Genomic DNA, 15383 nt, shown 5'->3' with positions numbered 1-15383 from the left:
AATGCAATAGGATGGCGCCATGAAGGAGAGCCTCGGGTTGCGGGAGCGCAAGAAGCTGCGCACGCGGCAGGCCCTGATCGACGCGGCGGTCCACCTGTTCGAGGACAAGGGCTACGAGGACGTCACCGTGGCCGAGATCGCCGAGGCGGCCGAGGTGTCCACGCGCACCTTCTTCCTCCACTTCCAGGCGAAGGAGGACGTGCTCTTCGCCGACGCCGACGTGCGGATCGACCTCGCCCTGCGGGTGATCGCCGAGCGCGGTCCAGCCGAGGGGTATCCCGACGTCCTCCTGCGGGCGACGGAGCGGATGATCGCCAACAGCTGGGACGGTGATCTGGCCAGCGGGCTCGCGGCGCTACGGGTTCGCCTGGCCGCCTCGTCTCCGGTGCTGCAGGCGCGCGTGCTCCAGCGCTACCTCGCCGCGCAGGACGAGGTGGCCGGGGCGCTGCACGAGGCCTACCCGGACCAGCTTGACCCGATCGGTGCCGCCGCGCTGGTGGGGGGCGTGATCGGTGCGGTGAGCGCCGCGACGCTGGCCGCTCTGGCGCGTGGCGACTCTCCCGAAGGAGTACGGCGTGCGATGCGGCAGGCCGTGGACCTGGTCATGTGCTGCCGCCGGCAGCACATGAGCGACCTCGGGACGAATCCTCGTGTACCTGACACGAGCTGACAGGTATGACGTGAAGACTGAGCGCATGACAACGAAGGCAAACCTCATCGCGTTCACCATCGACTGCGATGACCCCGTCCGCATGGCCGAGTTCTGGAGCCAGGTCACCGGTCTCGACATCCAGGTCGCCGAACCCGAGTACTCCGCCGTGAGCGACGGCGCCACGACCATCTACTTCGGCCGCATCCCGGGATACCGGGCCCCCGCGTGGCCCAGCGACGACAAGCAGTTCCACCTCGACTTCAGGGTTCCGGACGTGGCCAAGGCGGTCGAGGAGTACGAGGCCATGGGCGCCACCAGGCCCGACTTCCAGCCCGGTGACGGATGGGTCGTCATGCAGGACCCCGAGGGGCATCTGTTCTGTGTATGTCCGGAGAGGTCCTCCTAAAGTCTGATTCAAGGGCCGCGGCGGGCGCCCTAAGCTGGAGGAATGCTCGTGAACATGCCCCTGCGTGGGCGCCCATGACCTGGGTCGGCCTGATCATCGCCCTCGCTGGGGCACTGGGATACGCGATCGGAGCGGCGCTGCAGCAGTTCGAGGCCGTCGCCGCCGGCGCCTCGCTCAAGCTGGTCAAGCGGCCCCGCTGGTGGATCGGCGGCGTCATCGGCTTCACCGGCGCCAGCCTGCACGCCGTGGCGCTGAGCTTCGCGCCGCTGGTGGTCGTGCAGCCGGTGTCCGTGGCGACACTCGTGTTCGCCGTGCCGCTGGCCGCCTACCTGTACGGCCGCAAGCCGTACCGGGCCGAGATCCTCGGATCCATCGCCGTCGCGGTCGGCCTGCTCTGGCTGACGCTGCTGGTCCCGCACACCAACGTGACCCCCGAACTGTCCACCCCCGCCGCGCTGGGCTTCCTCGCGGTGATCGGGCTGATCGTACTGGTCTCGAACGCGGCCGCGGCCAGATCGCAGGGCGCCACCAAGGCGCTGCTGCTGTCGGTCGGGGCGGGGGTGGTGACCGCCAGTGTGTCGACGTTCGTGCGGGTGGTCGGCGCCGGTCTGCACGGCGACCTCTCCCGGCTCCTCCACTGGTTCACGCTGGTCATCCCGGTGATGCTGGTCTTCGCGGTGGTGCTGCTCCAGCGCTCCTACGCGGTCGGCTATTTCGGCGTCGCCTACGCGGGCGTGCAGGTCATCGACCCGGTCACCTCGGTGCTCGCGGGGGCGATCCTGCTCGGCGAGCCGCTGCCCACCTCGCCGTCGACGGCCGTGCCCGCGCTGCTGGCCGCGGCGCTGACCATCGCAGGGACGATCACGCTGGGACGGCTGGCCCCCGACCACTCCCGGCCGAGTCCTGAGGTGTCCATCCCAGTACCTCATCCATCGACCGCAACATCAGATCGGGGCTGAACCTGGCCGCCAGCGACATGCCCGTGTCGCGCAGCCGTACGGCGAGCGGGTGGCGGAGCTTGGTCATGCGGCAGAGCTTCATCGACCGGGCCACCACCATCGAGGTGCGCTCCAGCCTCGCCGCGGTGTAGGCGGCGAGGTCGCCGGTGTTGGCCGCCAGGACGACCGCGTCCTCGATCGCCTGGCAGGCGCCCTGGCCGAGGTTCGGCGTCATGGGATGCGCGGCGTCGCCGACGAGCGCCACCCGGCCGCGGTGCATGGCGAGCAGCGGGGTGTCGAGGAAGAAGACGTCGTTGCGGATCACCTTCTCCGGGGCGACGGACTCCAGCAGCGCGGGCACCGGCTCGTGCCAGCTTCCGAACCTGCGCAGCAGCTCCGCGCGCTCGTCCCCATGGACGGCTCCCGCTGGCGACAGGTCGGTGGCGTAGAGGTAGACCAGGTCGCCGGCCAGCGGGAGGACACCCACGATCTGGCCCCTTCCCCACGTCTCGGCGCTCTGGACGGTGCCGCCCGGATGGGGCATCAGGGCCCGCCAGGCGGTCACGCCCGAGTAGACGGGGGCGGGGTGGCCGGGGAAGAGCGTGGTGCGCGTGGCCGAGTGGATGCCGTCCGCCCCGATCACCAGGTCGGCCTCGAACGCGATGCCGTCCGTGCCCGTGGCCCCGGAGGCGGGGCCGGCCGGGGTGCTTTCGGCGCGGACCTCGCCGGTGCCGGCGTCGACGGCGGTGACGGCCGTGCCGAGCCGTAGATCCTTCACCCGGTCGGCGAGCAGGTCCATGAGCGTGGCCCGCAGCATGACGACCACCGAGTCGCCGTACCTGGCGGTGGCCCGCTCCTCGGTGGTGTGGGCCAGCCAGCGGCCGCTCGGCGTCCTGATGCCGCCCTTGCCCTGGATCCGTGACAGCCGGCGGACCTCGTCGCCGAGACCGACGGTGTCGAGTGCCTTGAGGGCGTTGGCCGCGATCGCCAGCCCTGAGCCCACCGGTTCGAGCGCCTTCGCGCGTTCCAGGACGGTGACGTCCCATCCGCGTTGCTCCAGCGCGATGGCCGCGGCCAGGCCGCCGATCCCCGCGCCGATCACGACTGCCTTCGACATGTGCACTCCTCACTACGGCTGTAGTTCGGACGGTACTACAGCCGTAGTTTCAACTACAAGTGTAGTCTCGGTCACATGAGACGTTCGGAGGCCGTCGCGGAGGCGGCGATCACCCTGCTCGCCGAGCGCGGCATGCGCGGGCTGACCCACCGCGCGGTGGACGAGTTCGCCGGCCTTCCTCCTGGGTCGACCTCCAACCTGGCGCGGACCAGGGCGGCGCTGCTGGAGCTGACGTTGCAACGCCTGACCGAGCTGGAGTCGACGGCGATGTCCCCGGCGGCCGCCCTGCCGGTGGAGTGGCCGGGTGAAGGCCGGCTCACCGAGTCCGCGGCGGAGGAGCCGCTGGATCGCGACGATCTGGCGGGCGTGATCGCCGAGGTGCTCTGGGGCCTGTTCGCCGACCGCCGCAGGACCCTCGCCCGCTACGAGCTGGCCCTGGAGGCGACCCGCCGTCCCGAGCTGCGGGAGATCTACGACAGGGCGGGCGCCCGCTTCCGGGCCCCCGCCGTCGCCCTGCTGGCCGCGGCGGGGTCGCCGGATCCGGAACGGCACGGGCGGCAACTGGTCGCCTACGGCGAAGGCGTCATGTTCGACGCCATCGCGGGGGCCGGTACGACGCCGACGCCGGAGGACCTGCGGGCGGGGATCAGCGAGTTCCTGTCCGGCATGCTGTCCTGAGCGCTCGCCCCCTGACCCCGGCGGCGGCATGGAGGGGTGACGGGGGTGACCGCGGTCGGTGTCACCCGGGCCGTGGTGACCGGCGCGCTCAGGCGGAGGAGGACACGAGGCGGGCCCGGTGCTCGGGCCACTCCTCGGGCAGGATGCCGAACACCACGGCGTCCCGCCACGTCCCGTCCGGCCGCTGCCTGTTCCGCCGCAGTGTCCCTTCGTGCACCCCGCCGATCCGCCTGATCGCCGCCTGCGACCTGAGGTTCAGGTGGTCGGTCTTCAGCTGCACCCTGTTGTGGCCGAGCACGTCGAAGGCGTGGTCGATCAGCAGCACCTTGCAGCTGGTGTTCACCGCCGTGCGCCAGACCGTCCGGCCGTACCAGGTCCAGCCGATCTCGATGCTCTGGTCGAAGCCGGGCACGTCGATGTAGGTCGTCCAGCCGACGGCCTTGCCGGTGTGCCGGGGGATGACCGCGTGCGCCGCGTACTTGTCGCTGCCGATGATCTCGGCGGCGATCGCGGCGAGCTCGTCCGGCGTGCGCGGCGTCGGGACGGACAGCCAGCGCCACACCTCGTCGTCACCGCCGCCCGCCTCGAACAGGTCGGGTATGTGGCCGAGGGTGAGCGGCTCGAGCCGTACGACGGAGTTCTCGTGGACGATGGCGGTCGGCATCTTGACGGTCATGCGGCACACCGTACAGAGCAGCGCCCACCTGCGGTCATGGCCACCCGGCCGGTTTTCCTCGCGACCACTTGTCGACACCCATACCGGCCGGTCGGTAGGGTCAGGTCATGGACTTCGCCTTCGACACCGTCACCGAGGACCTGCGCGAGCGGCTGCTGCGCTTCATGGACGAGTTCGTCTATCCGGCCGAGGAGGCCTTCGAGGAGCAGGCGGCGGCCGGCGGCTGGAGCAGCCCGCCGCTGATGTCCGATCTGAAGGAGGAGGCCCGCAGGCGAGGGCTGTGGAACCTCTTCCTGCCCGGCGAGCACGGTGCCGGCCTCACCAACCTGCAGTACGCGCCGCTGGCCGAGATCATGGGCCGCAGCCCGCGCATCGCGCCGACCGCGACCAACTGCGCCGCGCCCGACACGGGGAACATGGAAGTGCTGTCGATGTTCGGCAGCGAGTGGCAGCGCAAGGAGTGGCTGCAGCCGCTGCTCGACGGCGAGATCCGCTCGGCGTTCGCGATGACCGAGCCCGAGGTCGCCTCCTCCGACGCGACCAACATCGCCACCCGGATCGTCAAGGACGGCGCGGAGTACGTCATCAACGGCCGCAAGTGGTTCATCTCCGGCGCGATGAACCCGGACTGCAAGATCTTCATCGTCATGGGCAAGACCGACCCCGACGCGCCCAAGCACCGCCGGCAGAGCATGGTGCTCGTTCCCCGCGACACCCCCGGCCTGCGCATCGAGCGCGGCATGCACGTCTTCGGCTACAGCGACGCCGACCACGGCGGCCACGCCGAGGTGGTCTTCGAGGACGTGCGCGTGCCTGCCGGGAACCTGATCGGCGAGGAGGGCGGCGGCTTCGCGATCGCGCAGGCCAGGCTCGGCCCCGGCCGTATCCACCACTGCATGCGCATGATCGGCATGGCCGAGCGGGCGATCGAGCTGATGTGCAGGCGCTCGCTGGGCCGTACGGCCTTCGGCAGGACCATCGCCGAGCAGGGGGTGGTCCAGGACTGGATCGCCGAGTCCAGGGTGCGCGTCGAGCAGCTCAGGCTGCTGGTGCTGAAGACCGCCTGGCTGATGGACACCGTCGGCAACAAGGGCGCCCACACCGAGATCCAGGCGATCAAGATCGCCACTCCTCGTGACGTGGAGTGGATCCTCGACAAGGCCATCCAGGTGCACGGCGCCGGCGGGGTCAGCCAGGACTTCCCGCTGGCCGGGCTCTGGGCGGGCGTGCGCTCGCTGCGCTTCGCCGACGGGCCCGACGAGGTGCACAAGCGTTCGCTCGCCCACAGGGAGCTGAAGAAGTGGATGTAGTCGACAGGTTCCTCGCGAACGCTCCCTCCGACCGCCTGGAGTTCCTGCGCGCCAGATTCGACGCGGGGCTGGCGTGGGTGCACTTCCCCGTCGGGCTGGGCGGGCTCGGCGCGCCCCGCGAGACGCAGCAGGAGGTCGAACGCGCGCTCGCGCACACCCCGCAGCCCGACACCGGCGTGCAGGCGATCGGCCTGGGCATGGCCGCCCCGACCATCCTCGCCTTCGGCACCGAGGAGCAGAAGAAGCGCTTCCTGCGCCCGTTGTGGACGGGCGAGGAGATCTGGTGCCAGCTGTTCAGCGAGCCCGGCGCGGGCTCGGACCTGGCCACGCTCGCGACGCGAGCCGTCAAGGACGGCGACGAATGGGTCGTCGACGGTCAGAAGGTGTGGACCTCGGGCGCCCACCACGCCCGCTGGGCCATCCTCGTCGCCAGGACCGACCCCGACCTGCCCAAGCACCGCGGCCTGACGTACTTCATCTGCGACATGCGCGCCCCCGGCGTCGAGGTGCGCCCGCTGCGGCAGATCACCGGAGAGGCCGAGTTCAACGAGGTCTTCCTCACCGGGGTGCGGCTCTCCGACGACCTGCGCCTCGGCGAGGTCGGCGACGGCTGGCGGGTCGCCCAGACCACGCTCATGAACGAGCGCGTGGCCATCGGCGGCGGACCCGTCCGCCAGGGCGGCGGCATGATCGGGCTGGTCGCCGACGCCTGGCGCGAACACCCCGGGCTGCGCACCCACGACCTGCACCAGCGCCTGCTCGCGCTGTGGGTGGAGGCCGAGGTCACCCGCCTGTCAGGGGTACGGCTGCGCGAGCAGCTCGCCGCGGGACAGCCCGGCCCGCAGGGCTCGGGCATGAAACTGTCGTTCGCCAGGCTCAACCAGGCGCTGACCGGATTCGAGGTGGAGTTCCACCGCGACCTCGGCTACGACGACTGGGCCTTCCGCCGCTCCGACTCGGTCGACTTCCTCGGCCGCGGCCCCGGCTACCGCTACCTGCGGGCCAAGGGCAACTCGATCGAGGGCGGCACCTCGGAGATCCTGCGCAACATCATCGCCGAGCGCGTGCTCGGCCTGCCCTCCGAACCCCGCGCCGACAAGGACGTGCCCTGGAAGGACCTGCCGCGATGACGCTGCTCTACACCGACGTCGAGGACGAGCTGCGGGCCACCGTTCGCGCCGTGCTCGCCGACCGCTGCCCGCCGTCCGCGGCGCCGGCCAGGGTGGAGGGCGAGCCCTGCGACCTCGGGCTGTGGAAGACGCTGGCGCGAGACATCGGCGTGGCCGGGCTGCTGATCCCCGAGCAGTACGGCGGAGCGGGCGCCTCCGCGAGGGAGGCCGCGGTCGTGCTGGAGGAACTGGGCAGGGCGGTGGCGCCGGTCCCGTTCTTCACCAGCGCGGTGCTGGCCACCCACGCCCTCCTCCAGGTGGGCGCCGCCGGCCCGCTGGGCGCGATGGCGGAGGGCGAGAGCACCGCGGCCCTCGCCGTGCCGTTCGTGGCCACGCCGTACCGGGAGGTCCCCTCCGGGGTCACCCTGAGCGGAGGGAGGCTGAGCGGGCAGGTCCGCGGCGTGGCCGGCGCCGACGTGGCCGACGTGTTGCTGGTGCCGGCCGGCGGCGTCCTGCACGCGGTCCGCGCGGCCGGCGCCCGCGTCGAGGTGGTGCCGTCGCTCGACCTGACCAGGCCGCTCTCGAACGTCACCCTGGACGGCGCCGCGGCCGAACCGCTGGGCGCGTTCGACCTGGCGGAGACGCTGCGCTTCGGGGCGGGGCTGCTGGCCTCCGAGCAGCTCGGCGTGGCCGAGTGGTGCCTGGAGACGACGCTCGCCTACGTCAAGGAGCGCTACCAGTTCGCCAGGCCCGTCGGGTCCTTCCAGGCGATCAAGCACCGGCTCGCCGACCTGTGGCTGGACGTCGTCAGGGCCAGGGCCGCGGCCCGCGCGGCCACCGCCGCCGACCCGGTGTCGGCCGCGGTCGCGCAGGCCTGGAACGCGGGCGTGGCGGTGCACGCGGCGGAGGAGGCGGTGCAACTGCACGGCGGCATCGGGATGACCTGGGAGCATCCCATCCACCTGTACCTCAAGCGCGCCAAGTCCACCGAGATCGCGCTCGGCACGCCGGGTGACCACAGGGACGCGCTGGCCGGGCTCGCCGACCTGCCGGCTCCCGCCTGATCGTCAACGCGCCGCGACGCCGTACAGGAGGGTGTCGAGCAGGCGGGCGGCCAGGGCGTCGGGATCGGCGTCGTCGGGCGCCGTGTGCGCGGTCTCGGTCAGCAGCGCCAGGTAGGCCTGCCGTACCCAGGCCACGTCAGCCTCGGGGCGCAGCAGCCCGGTGTCCCGCGCCCTGGCGAACACCGCGTCGCACTTGCCCATCACGCTCTCCTGCACCTGCCTGGCCTCGGCGCCCATCGGCACGGGGCCGGCCAGGGTGAACCGCCATCCCGGTTTGACCTCGAGGATCGCCGCCGTCGCCTGGTGGAGGGCGACCAGTGGGGGAGCGGTCTGCGGGCGCGCGGCCTCGACGATCGCGTCGAGCTCGCGCCACGCGGCCAGCTCCATCGCCTCGATGAGCGCCTCACGGCTGGCGAAGCGCCGGTGGATCGTGGCCCGCGCGACCCCCGCCGCCTCGGCGATCTGCTCCATCGTGGCCGAGGGGTTCTCGCGGAACAGCCGCTCGGCGGCCGCCATGATCGCTCGCACGCTGCGCTCGGCGTCCGCCCGCAACCGCCTGACTGTCATGCGCCGACGCTACAGCACCTAACTGAGACAAAGTGTTGCAGTTATCGGCCAAGCTGCTACATTCGCTCTCATGAACAAGACTGCTCTCGTCACCGGCGCCTCCTCCGGGATCGGCGCCGAGTTCGCCCGGCAGCTCGCCGCCCGGGGTCACGACCTCGTGCTCGTGGCCCGCTCCGTGGAGAAGATGGAGGCGCTGGCCACCGAGCTGGCCGACCGGCACGGCGTCGCCGTCGAGGTGATCGGCCAGGACCTGTCCGCCCCCGACGCCGCCGCCAGGGTGGCCGAGCGCGTCCAGGGACGCCGGATCGACCTGCTGGTCAACAACGCGGGTTTCGGTACGGCGGGCCGCTTCCAGGACCTCTCGCCGGAGCGCGAGCACGACGAGCTCATGGTCAACGTGGTCGCGCTCGTCGGCCTGACCCACGCGCTCGTGCCGGGCATGCTGGCGAGAGGGGAGGGGGCGGTGGTCAACGTCGGCTCCACCGCGGGTTTCAACGTCGCGCCCTACTTCGCCACCTACGGCGCGTCCAAGGCCTTCGTCCTCAACTTCAGCCTGGCCCTGTGGAGCGAGCTGCGCGGCACCGGCGTCAAGGTGCTCGCCGTGACCCCGGGGCCGGTCGAGACCCCCTTCTTCGACGTGCTCGGCACGAGAGACGCGGCGATCGGCGGCAAGATGTCGACGCCCCGGCAGGTGGTCGCCGCGGCGCTGCGCGGCCTCGACCGCGACCGCGGCTACGTGGTGCCGGGGGCGAGCAACTTCGCGATGGCCCACCTCATGCCGCGCCGGCCGCGCCGGCTGCTGGCCCTGGTGAGCCGGATGGTCACCAGGGGTGTCGCGCGCACCCCTACGGTCGCAACGACCTGATCAGCAGGTCGGCGAAGTGCGCCCCGACCTGGGCGCCCGACAGCCGGCCGTCGGCGTGGTACCAGGTGCCGAGATGGTGGACCGAGCCGAAGAAGTAGTCGACCACGATCTCGGCGGGCACGTCCGCACGGAACACGCCCTCGCGCTGCCCCTCGGCCACCAGGTCGCGGAAGCGTTCGTGGTAGCGCCGGCGATCGGCCCTGACCGTCTTCTGCGTCTCGGGGGCCAGCAGGTGCATCGACCTGAAGAAGATCTTGGAGTCGTCGAGGTTGTCCGCCGTTGTCTCCACGACGTCGGCCGCCGCGGCGTGCAGGCGCTCCGCCACGGTCCCCGGGCCGTCGGCGATCCTGGTCAGCCTGTCCATCTGCATCCGCAGCACGCGACCGTAGATCTCGTGCAGCAGGTCGTCCTTGGAGTCGAAGTAGTGGTACATCGCGCCCTTGGTGACCCCGGCCGCGACCACGATCTCCTGCACCGACGTGCTCTCGAAGCCGCGGTCGGCGAACAGCCTCGTCGCCTCCGACAACAGCCGCTGCCTGACCGGTTCATCCTGTGCCATGGTCAACAGCATACCGACTGGTCGGTTGAGTGTCCGGAAGGGCCTCGTCACGGCTAAGTTAGGCTTACCTTGGGTATCTGATGACCAGCGAGGGATCTTCGGCGTGGCAGATCCAAGGTGGACCTACTGAACTCGGGGAGTTTGCCGTGCCCGGTGGCTCGATCTACGTGCAGCAGGACGAGAAGTTCACAGGTTCGTCCCCGCAGTGGTGGTACGAGAAGTTCTGGCGCGAGGACGCCAAGAACCGGCAACGGTCGAGGGCGATCAAGGCGGGAGTCGGGTTCGTCGCGGGGCTGGGGCTGGCCTTCCGCTTCGACCTGCCCTGGATCCCCGTCTTCGGGCTGCTGTTCGCCGGTCTCGTCGCTGCCCTCGACTGGGGCATCGTCTGGTACAACTTCAACGCCACCTCCGTCTGGCGCGGCCGCCGCCGCGGTGAGGTGATCACCCAGCGCAAGCTCAGACGCGGCCTCAACAAGTCCGGCTACCGCATCCTGCAGGGCCGGGCCATCCGCGGCCAGGCCTCCATCGACCATCTGATCATCGGCCCCGCCGGGGCCTGGATCGTCGACAACGAGGCGTGGTCGCCCGACACCGACATCGCGGCCTACGGCGGGCGGCTGTTCTTCGGCGAGAAGTTCGGCTCCCACGTGGCCAAGCCGCTGGTCGACACCGCCGACGCCTTCGCCGCACTGCTCAGCAGGGAGACCGGCATCGCGCTGTCCATCGAGCCGATGCTCGCCGTCCACTGCGGCCGGCTGCCGCGCGGTGGCATCGTGAGCGGCGAGGGCATCACGCTGCTCAAGCCCTCGCTGGTGGCCAAGGTCATCAAGAGGGCGGGCCGGGTGGTGCTGACCGAGGAGCAGATCGAGCTGATCGCCCGTACGGCGGCGCGGGAGCTGGCTAGGCCAGTCGCTCGATGAACTCCGCCAACTGGGTGACGTTGCGGCACTCGCGCATCGGCACGATCGAGCCGTAGGCGGTGGCGAGGGAGTCGCCGCTGTCCCACTGCCGCCTCGGCTCGGGGTTGAGCCAGTACGCGTGCCGGGCGCCCTTGGCCAGCCGGCGCAGCGTGTCGAGCGCGGGCGGCTGGTAATTGGAACGCGCGTCGCCGAGAATCAGCAGGCTGGTCCTGGGCCCGACGGCGTCCTTTTCGGCGAACTCCTCGAATGCCCGCCCATAATTCGTCCGGCCGAACCGCGACATATGAGCTTCTGTTGCGAGTCGGGTCAGTGCCTCGCCCACATCTCCACCCGGGGTGAAGAACCGCGTGATTTCATCCACGGTGTCGACGAAACCGAATGCGCGCACCTTGGTGAACTGCTCCCTCAGCGCGTACGTGAGCAGCAGCGTGAAATGGGCGAAGGACGAGACCGAGTCGCTCGTGTCGCACAGGATGACCAGCTCCGGCTTGTGCGGGCGCGGCGGCCGGAACCTCGGCTCCACGGGCACGCCGCCCGTGGACAGCGACGCCCGCACCGTCCTGCGGAAGTCGAGCCGCCCGCGCCTGCCGTGCCTGTGCTTGATCGTCAGGCGCGTGGCCAGGCGGCGGGCCAGCGGATACACCTCTCTGCGCAGCCTGGCCAGGTCCGCCCTGGTGATCCGCAGGAAGTCCAGCTGGTCCACCGGCGGCCGTACGGCGGAGCGGGCGATGCGCTCGATGCCGGAGTCCTCGGCGATCCGCCGCCGGACGTCGGCGGCCACGGCCTCCTCGAAGCGCCTGATATTGGTGGTGATCCGTTGCCTGGCGGTCCTCTCCTCCAGGCCGCCCCGCGGGACACCCCGCAGCAGGCTCGCGATCAGGGTCTCGGGGGACAGGGCCCGCATGACGCTGTAGGAGAACCAGTTCTGCCTGCCCTCCGCGGCGGGCTGGCGGCCGAACCGGTCGACCATCGCGCGGGCGAACTGCCTCATCTCGGCCTCCGTCGAACCGTGCAGCAGCTCGGCCAGGCGCTCGCGGGGGTCGTCGGGCGGGTCGGCCGGGTGCTCGCCTGGGCTGCCTGCCGTACCGGACAGCCCGGTGGTGGACGACGGGAACCACAGGTCGAACAGCATGTCGAAGCCCGGCCGGTAGGCGGGCTTCTTGACCAGCGTCGCCGCGTAGGCGGCCCGCAGCGACTCCCGCTCGGTCAGGTCGATCACGCGCAGCGCCCTGGCCGCGTCGAGACCCTCCGCCAGCGACACGGGCAGCCCCGCTTCGCGCAGCGCGTGCACGAAGCCGACATGCCGGTCCACCAGGCTCACAGGCCCAGCTCCTTGCGGGCGCGCGCCTGGTCGGAGGCGTGCTTGAGCACCACGCCGAGCGTGCCGGAGACGGTCTCCTCGTCGAGCTCCGCGCGGCCGAGCGCCAGCAGCGTGCGCGCCCAGTCGACGGTCTCGGCGACCGAGGGGGCCTTCTTCAGCTCGAGCGCCCGCAGCGTGGCCACCGTCCTGGCGAGCTGTTCGGCCAGGTCCGCGGGCAGGGTCGGCACCTGCGACAGCACGATGTCGCGCTCGCGCTCCGGGGTCGGGTACTCGATGTGCAGGTAGAGGCAGCGCCGCTTGAGCGCCTCCGACAGCTCCCGCGTGGCGTTGGAGGTGAGCACGACGAACGGCCGCAGCGTCGCCTCGATCGTGCCCAGCTCGGGGATCGTCACCTGGAAGTCCGACAGCAGCTCCAGCAGCAGGCCCTCGACCTCGACGTCCGCCTTGTCCGTCTCGTCGATCAGCAGGACGGCTGGCTCGGGGCTCCTGATCGCCTTGAGCAGGGGCCGCTCCAGCAGGAACTCCTCGGAGAAGATGTCGTCGTCCGAGCTGGTCGCCTGGATGCGCAGCAGCTGCTTCTTGTAGTTCCACTCGTACAGCGCCCTGGCCTCGTCGAGCCCCTCGTAGCACTGCAGCCTGATCAGGCGGGCCCCGGTCGCCTTCGCGACCGCCTTGGCCAGCTGCGTCTTGCCGACCCCCGCCGGTCCTTCGGCGAGCAGCGGCTTGCCGAGCGCGGCGGCCAGGAACACCGAGGTGGCGATGGAGTCGTCGGAGAGGTAGTCAACGGCGGAGAGGCGCTCGCTCACGTCGGCGGGCGAGTTGAACATCGATGCTCCTGTCGGGCGGGGGGCCGAACTTTATTCTAGCAGGGGCCAACAATAAGTCCGAATTGACGGGTTCTGTGGCGTTAAGAGAAATGGCGATAAACGGTCTTCTGCCTTATTGCAGTAATGGCCATGGCAAGAAGCGGATTGTGTCGGTTCGGCGGATGCGACATGAGGGGATTTCCCGCTTCGACTTCACAGTCACTCAGAGAGGAAAAAGCGATGCGTATCGCAGTAGCCGCCACCGGCCTGATCCTGCTCTCCGGATTCGGTCTCGCCTCCATGGCGACCTCCGTCGCGGCGCAGAGCCTGCCCGGCCGCGCGGTCCTCGCCGCCGATCCCGACGACGACTTCGGTCCCAGGCGCTTCGACGAGGACCTCGACGACGACCTCGGCAGGATGAACGGCCGCAAGGGCGGCCTCGGCAAGATCGACTTCGGCAAGGGAAACTTCGGCAAGATCGGCCACGACTTCAAGGGCAACCCCGGATTCAAGGGTGACCCCGGCTTCAAGGGCGGCCACGACTTCAAGGGCGACGGGTTCAAGGACGGCCACGACTTCAAGGGTGGCCACGGGTTCAAGGGCGGCCACGGCTGCGGTGGTGGCGGCGGCGGATGGTGGGGCGGCCCCCGCTGCGGCGGCTGGGGCCCGGGCTGGGGTCCCGGCCCCCACACCGGCGGCGGCGGCATGGCCAAGGCGACCGTCCGCAAGTGATGATCCGTCACGCAATCGGCCGCCACGCCCTGTGCGTGGCGGCCTCCCTCATGGCCCTGACCCTCACACCGGCGCCCGCGAACGCGGCCACCGGCAGGGCCGAGTCCCCCGACCCCTCCGGACCTCGCACGCCCAAGACCCCCGACCCCTCCGGGCCCCGCACGCCCAAGGCCTCCGACCCCGCGGGGCCTCGCACGTCCAAGGCCTCCGCCCCTTCCGGACCCGAGACTTCCGAACGCGCCCGTCCCGGAGCGCGCCAGGCGCCCGACGTGTCTCCGCCCAAGGCACCCACCCCACCCCAGTCACCCCACCCACCTGCGCCGTCGAGCCCGCCCAAGCCGGCCGCCCGCTCCAAGCCCATGACCCCGCCCGCGCCGCCCAGCCCGTCGAAGCCGGTCAGTCGTTCCAAGCCGGTGACCCCGCCCGCGTCGCTCAGCCCGCCCAAGCCGGTCGCCCGCTCGAAGCCGTCGGTTCCTCCTGCGCCGTCGAGCCCGCCCAAGCCGGTCAGTCGTTCCAAGCCGGTGACTTCGCCTGCGCCGCCCAGTCCGCCGAAGCCGGCCGCCCGCTCGAAGCCGTCGGTTCCTCCTGCGCCGTCGAGCCCGCCCAAGCAGGTCCGGACCCGCACACCAGGCCCGGGAAAGGCCGACACTCCGGGCCGGGCTGAGAGGCCCGGGCAGGCCCGTGCCGTCGCGCCCGCGCCAGTACGAGGCGAGCCGGTCTCCCGGCCGGTCAAGCAGGTCCACACTGCCGCGCCCGCGCCGGCGCGAGTGGAGACGACCCCCAGGCCGCCGCAGCAGGTCCGAGCCGACCGCGCCAGGCCCGGCGGTGCCGAAACCTCCACACCCCGCCGTGCTGAGACGTCCGAGCCCCGCCGTGCCGAGACCTCGGAGCCCCGCCGTGCCGAGACCCCCGCACCCCGTCGGGCTGAGACGTCCGAGCCCCGTCGGGCCGGGACATCGGAACCTCGCCGGGCTGAGACCTCCACACCCCGTCGGACCGAGACCCCCAGACCTGGCCGGGATGAGACGTCCGAGTCCCGTCGGGCCGGGACGTCCGAGGCTCGCCGGGCTGGAAGTCTCCAGGCCGCTCCGGCGGACGTGTCCGCCCGCGCCAGGCCGTTCCCGGTCAAGCCACCCCGGACGGCGGCTGTCGGGCCCACCGGAGCCAAAGGGATCGACTCGCCTCCCCTGAACCTCCAGATCCCCAGCCTCGACATCGCCGCCGCCGTCATGCGGGTCGGCGTCGACGAGGACGGCAGGATCGGCGCCCCGCCGCTCAGCGTCTCCGACAAGGTCGGCTGGTTCAAGATGGGGCCCAGGCCGGGCGCGCCCGGCGCGGCGGTGATGGTCGGGCACTACGACAACACCACGGGCCCGGCCGTCTTCTACCGGATCAGCGAGCTCACCCCCGGCAAACGCGTCTTCGTGACCCGCAAGGACGGGCGCCGGCTGCGCTTCGTCGTCACCAAGGTCGCCACCTATCCGAAGGACGAGTTCCCCGCGCGGGAGGTGTACGGCGATCCCGGCCATCCGGCCCTCCGGTTGATCACCTGCGCCGGGGCGTTCAACACGACCACGAGGCACTACCTCGACAACACGGTGGTCTTCGCCAAGCTCATCACCGGGCGGCGGGCGGCCGGACCGATGGACCGCCGCTGATTCGA

Annotated in this window: 17 protein-coding genes; 11 read left to right on the top strand and 6 right to left on the bottom strand. The window is 71.2% G+C overall.

Annotation, left to right across the window (positions count from 1 at the left end; translation table 11 throughout):
* Positions 1–19 precede the first annotated feature (19 nt).
* The 3 genes from ACWDLG_RS08665 (at position 20) to ACWDLG_RS08655 (ending at position 2017) form a co-directional block, all read left to right on the top strand.
* Positions 20–670: a TetR/AcrR family transcriptional regulator gene (locus ACWDLG_RS08665; RefSeq protein ID WP_449917490.1), complete on the top strand. Its 651-nt coding sequence runs from the start codon at positions 20–22 to the stop codon at positions 668–670.
* A gap of 25 nt (positions 671–695) precedes the next feature.
* Positions 696–1058 carry a VOC family protein gene (locus ACWDLG_RS08660; RefSeq protein WP_449917488.1) on the top strand — a complete coding sequence of 121 codons (363 nt, stop codon included), beginning with the start codon at positions 696–698 and terminating at the stop codon, positions 1056–1058.
* Between the two features lie 74 nt (positions 1059–1132).
* The gene (locus ACWDLG_RS08655) at positions 1133–2017 is read left to right on the top strand and encodes a hypothetical protein (RefSeq protein ID WP_449917485.1); all 885 of its coding nucleotides are present in this window, start codon (positions 1133–1135) and stop codon (positions 2015–2017) included.
* On the opposite strand, the gene ACWDLG_RS08650 is transcribed toward ACWDLG_RS08655, so the two are convergent.
* Positions 1920–3113, bottom strand: coding sequence for an FAD-dependent monooxygenase (locus tag ACWDLG_RS08650; protein ID WP_449917482.1), 1194 nt, complete (start codon positions 3111–3113; stop codon positions 1920–1922). The genes ACWDLG_RS08655 and ACWDLG_RS08650 overlap by 98 nt on opposite strands.
* Before the next feature lie 75 nt (positions 3114–3188).
* Between ACWDLG_RS08650 and ACWDLG_RS08645 the strand changes: the two genes are divergently transcribed.
* Positions 3189–3791, top strand: coding sequence for a TetR/AcrR family transcriptional regulator (locus ACWDLG_RS08645; protein WP_449917480.1), 603 nt, complete (start codon positions 3189–3191; stop codon positions 3789–3791).
* Between the two features lie 88 nt (positions 3792–3879).
* Here ACWDLG_RS08645 and ACWDLG_RS08640 read toward each other — a convergent pair whose 3' ends face one another.
* Complete coding sequence (locus ACWDLG_RS08640) at positions 3880–4467, bottom strand: GNAT family N-acetyltransferase (RefSeq protein WP_449917477.1); 588 nt, start codon at positions 4465–4467, stop codon at positions 3880–3882.
* Between the two features lie 107 nt (positions 4468–4574).
* Here ACWDLG_RS08640 and ACWDLG_RS08635 point away from each other — a divergent pair, with 107 nt between their 5' ends.
* From ACWDLG_RS08635 to ACWDLG_RS08625, 3 genes are read left to right on the top strand one after another with little or no spacing between them, the layout of a single operon-like run.
* Entirely contained in the window at positions 4575–5777 is a 1203-nt protein-coding gene (locus ACWDLG_RS08635) for an acyl-CoA dehydrogenase family protein (protein ID WP_449917474.1), read from the top strand.
* A complete protein-coding gene (locus ACWDLG_RS08630; RefSeq protein ID WP_449917472.1) occupies positions 5768–6907 on the top strand; it encodes an acyl-CoA dehydrogenase family protein in 1140 nt (379 codons plus the stop codon). Before ACWDLG_RS08635 ends, ACWDLG_RS08630 begins: the two co-directional genes overlap by 10 nt.
* Positions 6904–7950, top strand: a complete 1047-nt coding sequence (locus tag ACWDLG_RS08625) for an acyl-CoA dehydrogenase family protein (protein ID WP_449917470.1) — start codon at positions 6904–6906, stop codon at positions 7948–7950. Before ACWDLG_RS08630 ends, ACWDLG_RS08625 begins: the two co-directional genes overlap by 4 nt.
* A 3-nt stretch (positions 7951–7953) precedes the next feature.
* Here the strand turns inward: ACWDLG_RS08625 and ACWDLG_RS08620 are convergent, their stop codons facing one another.
* On the bottom strand, positions 7954–8517 hold the full coding sequence (locus ACWDLG_RS08620) for a TetR/AcrR family transcriptional regulator (protein ID WP_449917467.1): 564 nt from the start codon (positions 8515–8517) through the stop codon (positions 7954–7956).
* 70 nt (positions 8518–8587) lie between these two features.
* On the opposite strand from ACWDLG_RS08620, the gene ACWDLG_RS08615 reads away from it, so the two are divergent.
* A complete protein-coding gene (locus ACWDLG_RS08615) occupies positions 8588–9382 on the top strand; it encodes an SDR family NAD(P)-dependent oxidoreductase (RefSeq protein WP_449917464.1) in 795 nt (264 codons plus the stop codon).
* On the opposite strand, the gene ACWDLG_RS08610 is transcribed toward ACWDLG_RS08615, so the two are convergent.
* The gene (locus ACWDLG_RS08610; protein WP_354913720.1) at positions 9363–9941 is read right to left on the bottom strand and encodes a TetR/AcrR family transcriptional regulator; all 579 of its coding nucleotides are present in this window, start codon (positions 9939–9941) and stop codon (positions 9363–9365) included. The genes ACWDLG_RS08615 and ACWDLG_RS08610 overlap by 20 nt on opposite strands.
* Positions 9942–10087: 146 nt before the next feature.
* Between ACWDLG_RS08610 and ACWDLG_RS08605 the strand changes: the two genes are divergently transcribed.
* Positions 10088–10861: a nuclease-related domain-containing protein gene (locus ACWDLG_RS08605; protein ID WP_449917460.1), complete on the top strand. Its 774-nt coding sequence runs from the start codon at positions 10088–10090 to the stop codon at positions 10859–10861.
* On the opposite strand, the gene ACWDLG_RS08600 is transcribed toward ACWDLG_RS08605, so the two are convergent.
* Both ACWDLG_RS08600 and ACWDLG_RS08595 read right to left on the bottom strand, forming a co-directional pair.
* Complete coding sequence (locus ACWDLG_RS08600) at positions 10842–12182, bottom strand: vWA domain-containing protein (RefSeq protein WP_449917457.1); 1341 nt, start codon at positions 12180–12182, stop codon at positions 10842–10844. The genes ACWDLG_RS08605 and ACWDLG_RS08600 overlap by 20 nt on opposite strands.
* Positions 12179–13009: an AAA family ATPase gene (locus ACWDLG_RS08595; protein ID WP_449917454.1), complete on the bottom strand. Its 831-nt coding sequence runs from the start codon at positions 13007–13009 to the stop codon at positions 12179–12181. Before ACWDLG_RS08595 ends, ACWDLG_RS08600 begins: the two co-directional genes overlap by 4 nt.
* 219 nt (positions 13010–13228) lie before the next feature.
* Here ACWDLG_RS08595 and ACWDLG_RS08590 point away from each other — a divergent pair, with 219 nt between their 5' ends.
* Entirely contained in the window at positions 13229–13720 is a 492-nt protein-coding gene (locus ACWDLG_RS08590; protein ID WP_354913712.1) for a hypothetical protein, read from the top strand.
* 1097 nt (positions 13721–14817) lie between these two features.
* Entirely contained in the window at positions 14818–15378 is a 561-nt protein-coding gene (locus tag ACWDLG_RS08585; RefSeq protein ID WP_449917451.1) for a class F sortase, read from the top strand.
* The last annotated feature ends 5 nt before the right edge of the window (positions 15379–15383 follow it).

It is taken from the genome of Nonomuraea sp. NPDC003727 (assembly GCF_053586935.1).
Note: the sequence above shows the minus strand (reverse complement) of the source record. Positions and strands in the feature narration are given on the sequence as shown.

Bases quoted from the DNA above. Each gene is read 5' to 3' on its own strand.
- ACWDLG_RS08640 (WP_449917477.1), bottom strand. From the start codon at position 4,467: ATGACCGTCAAGATGCCGACCGCCATCGTCCACGAGAACTCCGTCGTA.
- ACWDLG_RS08595 (WP_449917454.1), bottom strand. From the start codon at position 13,009: ATGTTCAACTCGCCCGCCGACGTGAGCGAGCGCCTCTCCGCCGTTGAC.
- ACWDLG_RS08645 (WP_449917480.1), top strand. From the start codon at position 3,189: ATGAGACGTTCGGAGGCCGTCGCGGAGGCGGCGATCACCCTGCTCGCC.
- ACWDLG_RS08655 (WP_449917485.1), top strand. From the start codon at position 1,133: ATGACCTGGGTCGGCCTGATCATCGCCCTCGCTGGGGCACTGGGATAC.
- ACWDLG_RS08650 (WP_449917482.1), bottom strand. From the start codon at position 3,113: ATGTCGAAGGCAGTCGTGATCGGCGCGGGGATCGGCGGCCTGGCCGCG.
- ACWDLG_RS08620 (WP_449917467.1), bottom strand. From the start codon at position 8,517: ATGACAGTCAGGCGGTTGCGGGCGGACGCCGAGCGCAGCGTGCGAGCG.
- ACWDLG_RS08625 (WP_449917470.1), top strand. From the start codon at position 6,904: ATGACGCTGCTCTACACCGACGTCGAGGACGAGCTGCGGGCCACCGTT.
- ACWDLG_RS08635 (WP_449917474.1), top strand. From the start codon at position 4,575: ATGGACTTCGCCTTCGACACCGTCACCGAGGACCTGCGCGAGCGGCTG.
- ACWDLG_RS08610 (WP_354913720.1), bottom strand. From the start codon at position 9,941: ATGGCACAGGATGAACCGGTCAGGCAGCGGCTGTTGTCGGAGGCGACG.
- ACWDLG_RS08615 (WP_449917464.1), top strand. From the start codon at position 8,588: ATGAACAAGACTGCTCTCGTCACCGGCGCCTCCTCCGGGATCGGCGCC.
- ACWDLG_RS08660 (WP_449917488.1), top strand. From the start codon at position 696: ATGACAACGAAGGCAAACCTCATCGCGTTCACCATCGACTGCGATGAC.
- ACWDLG_RS08665 (WP_449917490.1), top strand. From the start codon at position 20: ATGAAGGAGAGCCTCGGGTTGCGGGAGCGCAAGAAGCTGCGCACGCGG.
- ACWDLG_RS08590 (WP_354913712.1), top strand. From the start codon at position 13,229: ATGCGTATCGCAGTAGCCGCCACCGGCCTGATCCTGCTCTCCGGATTC.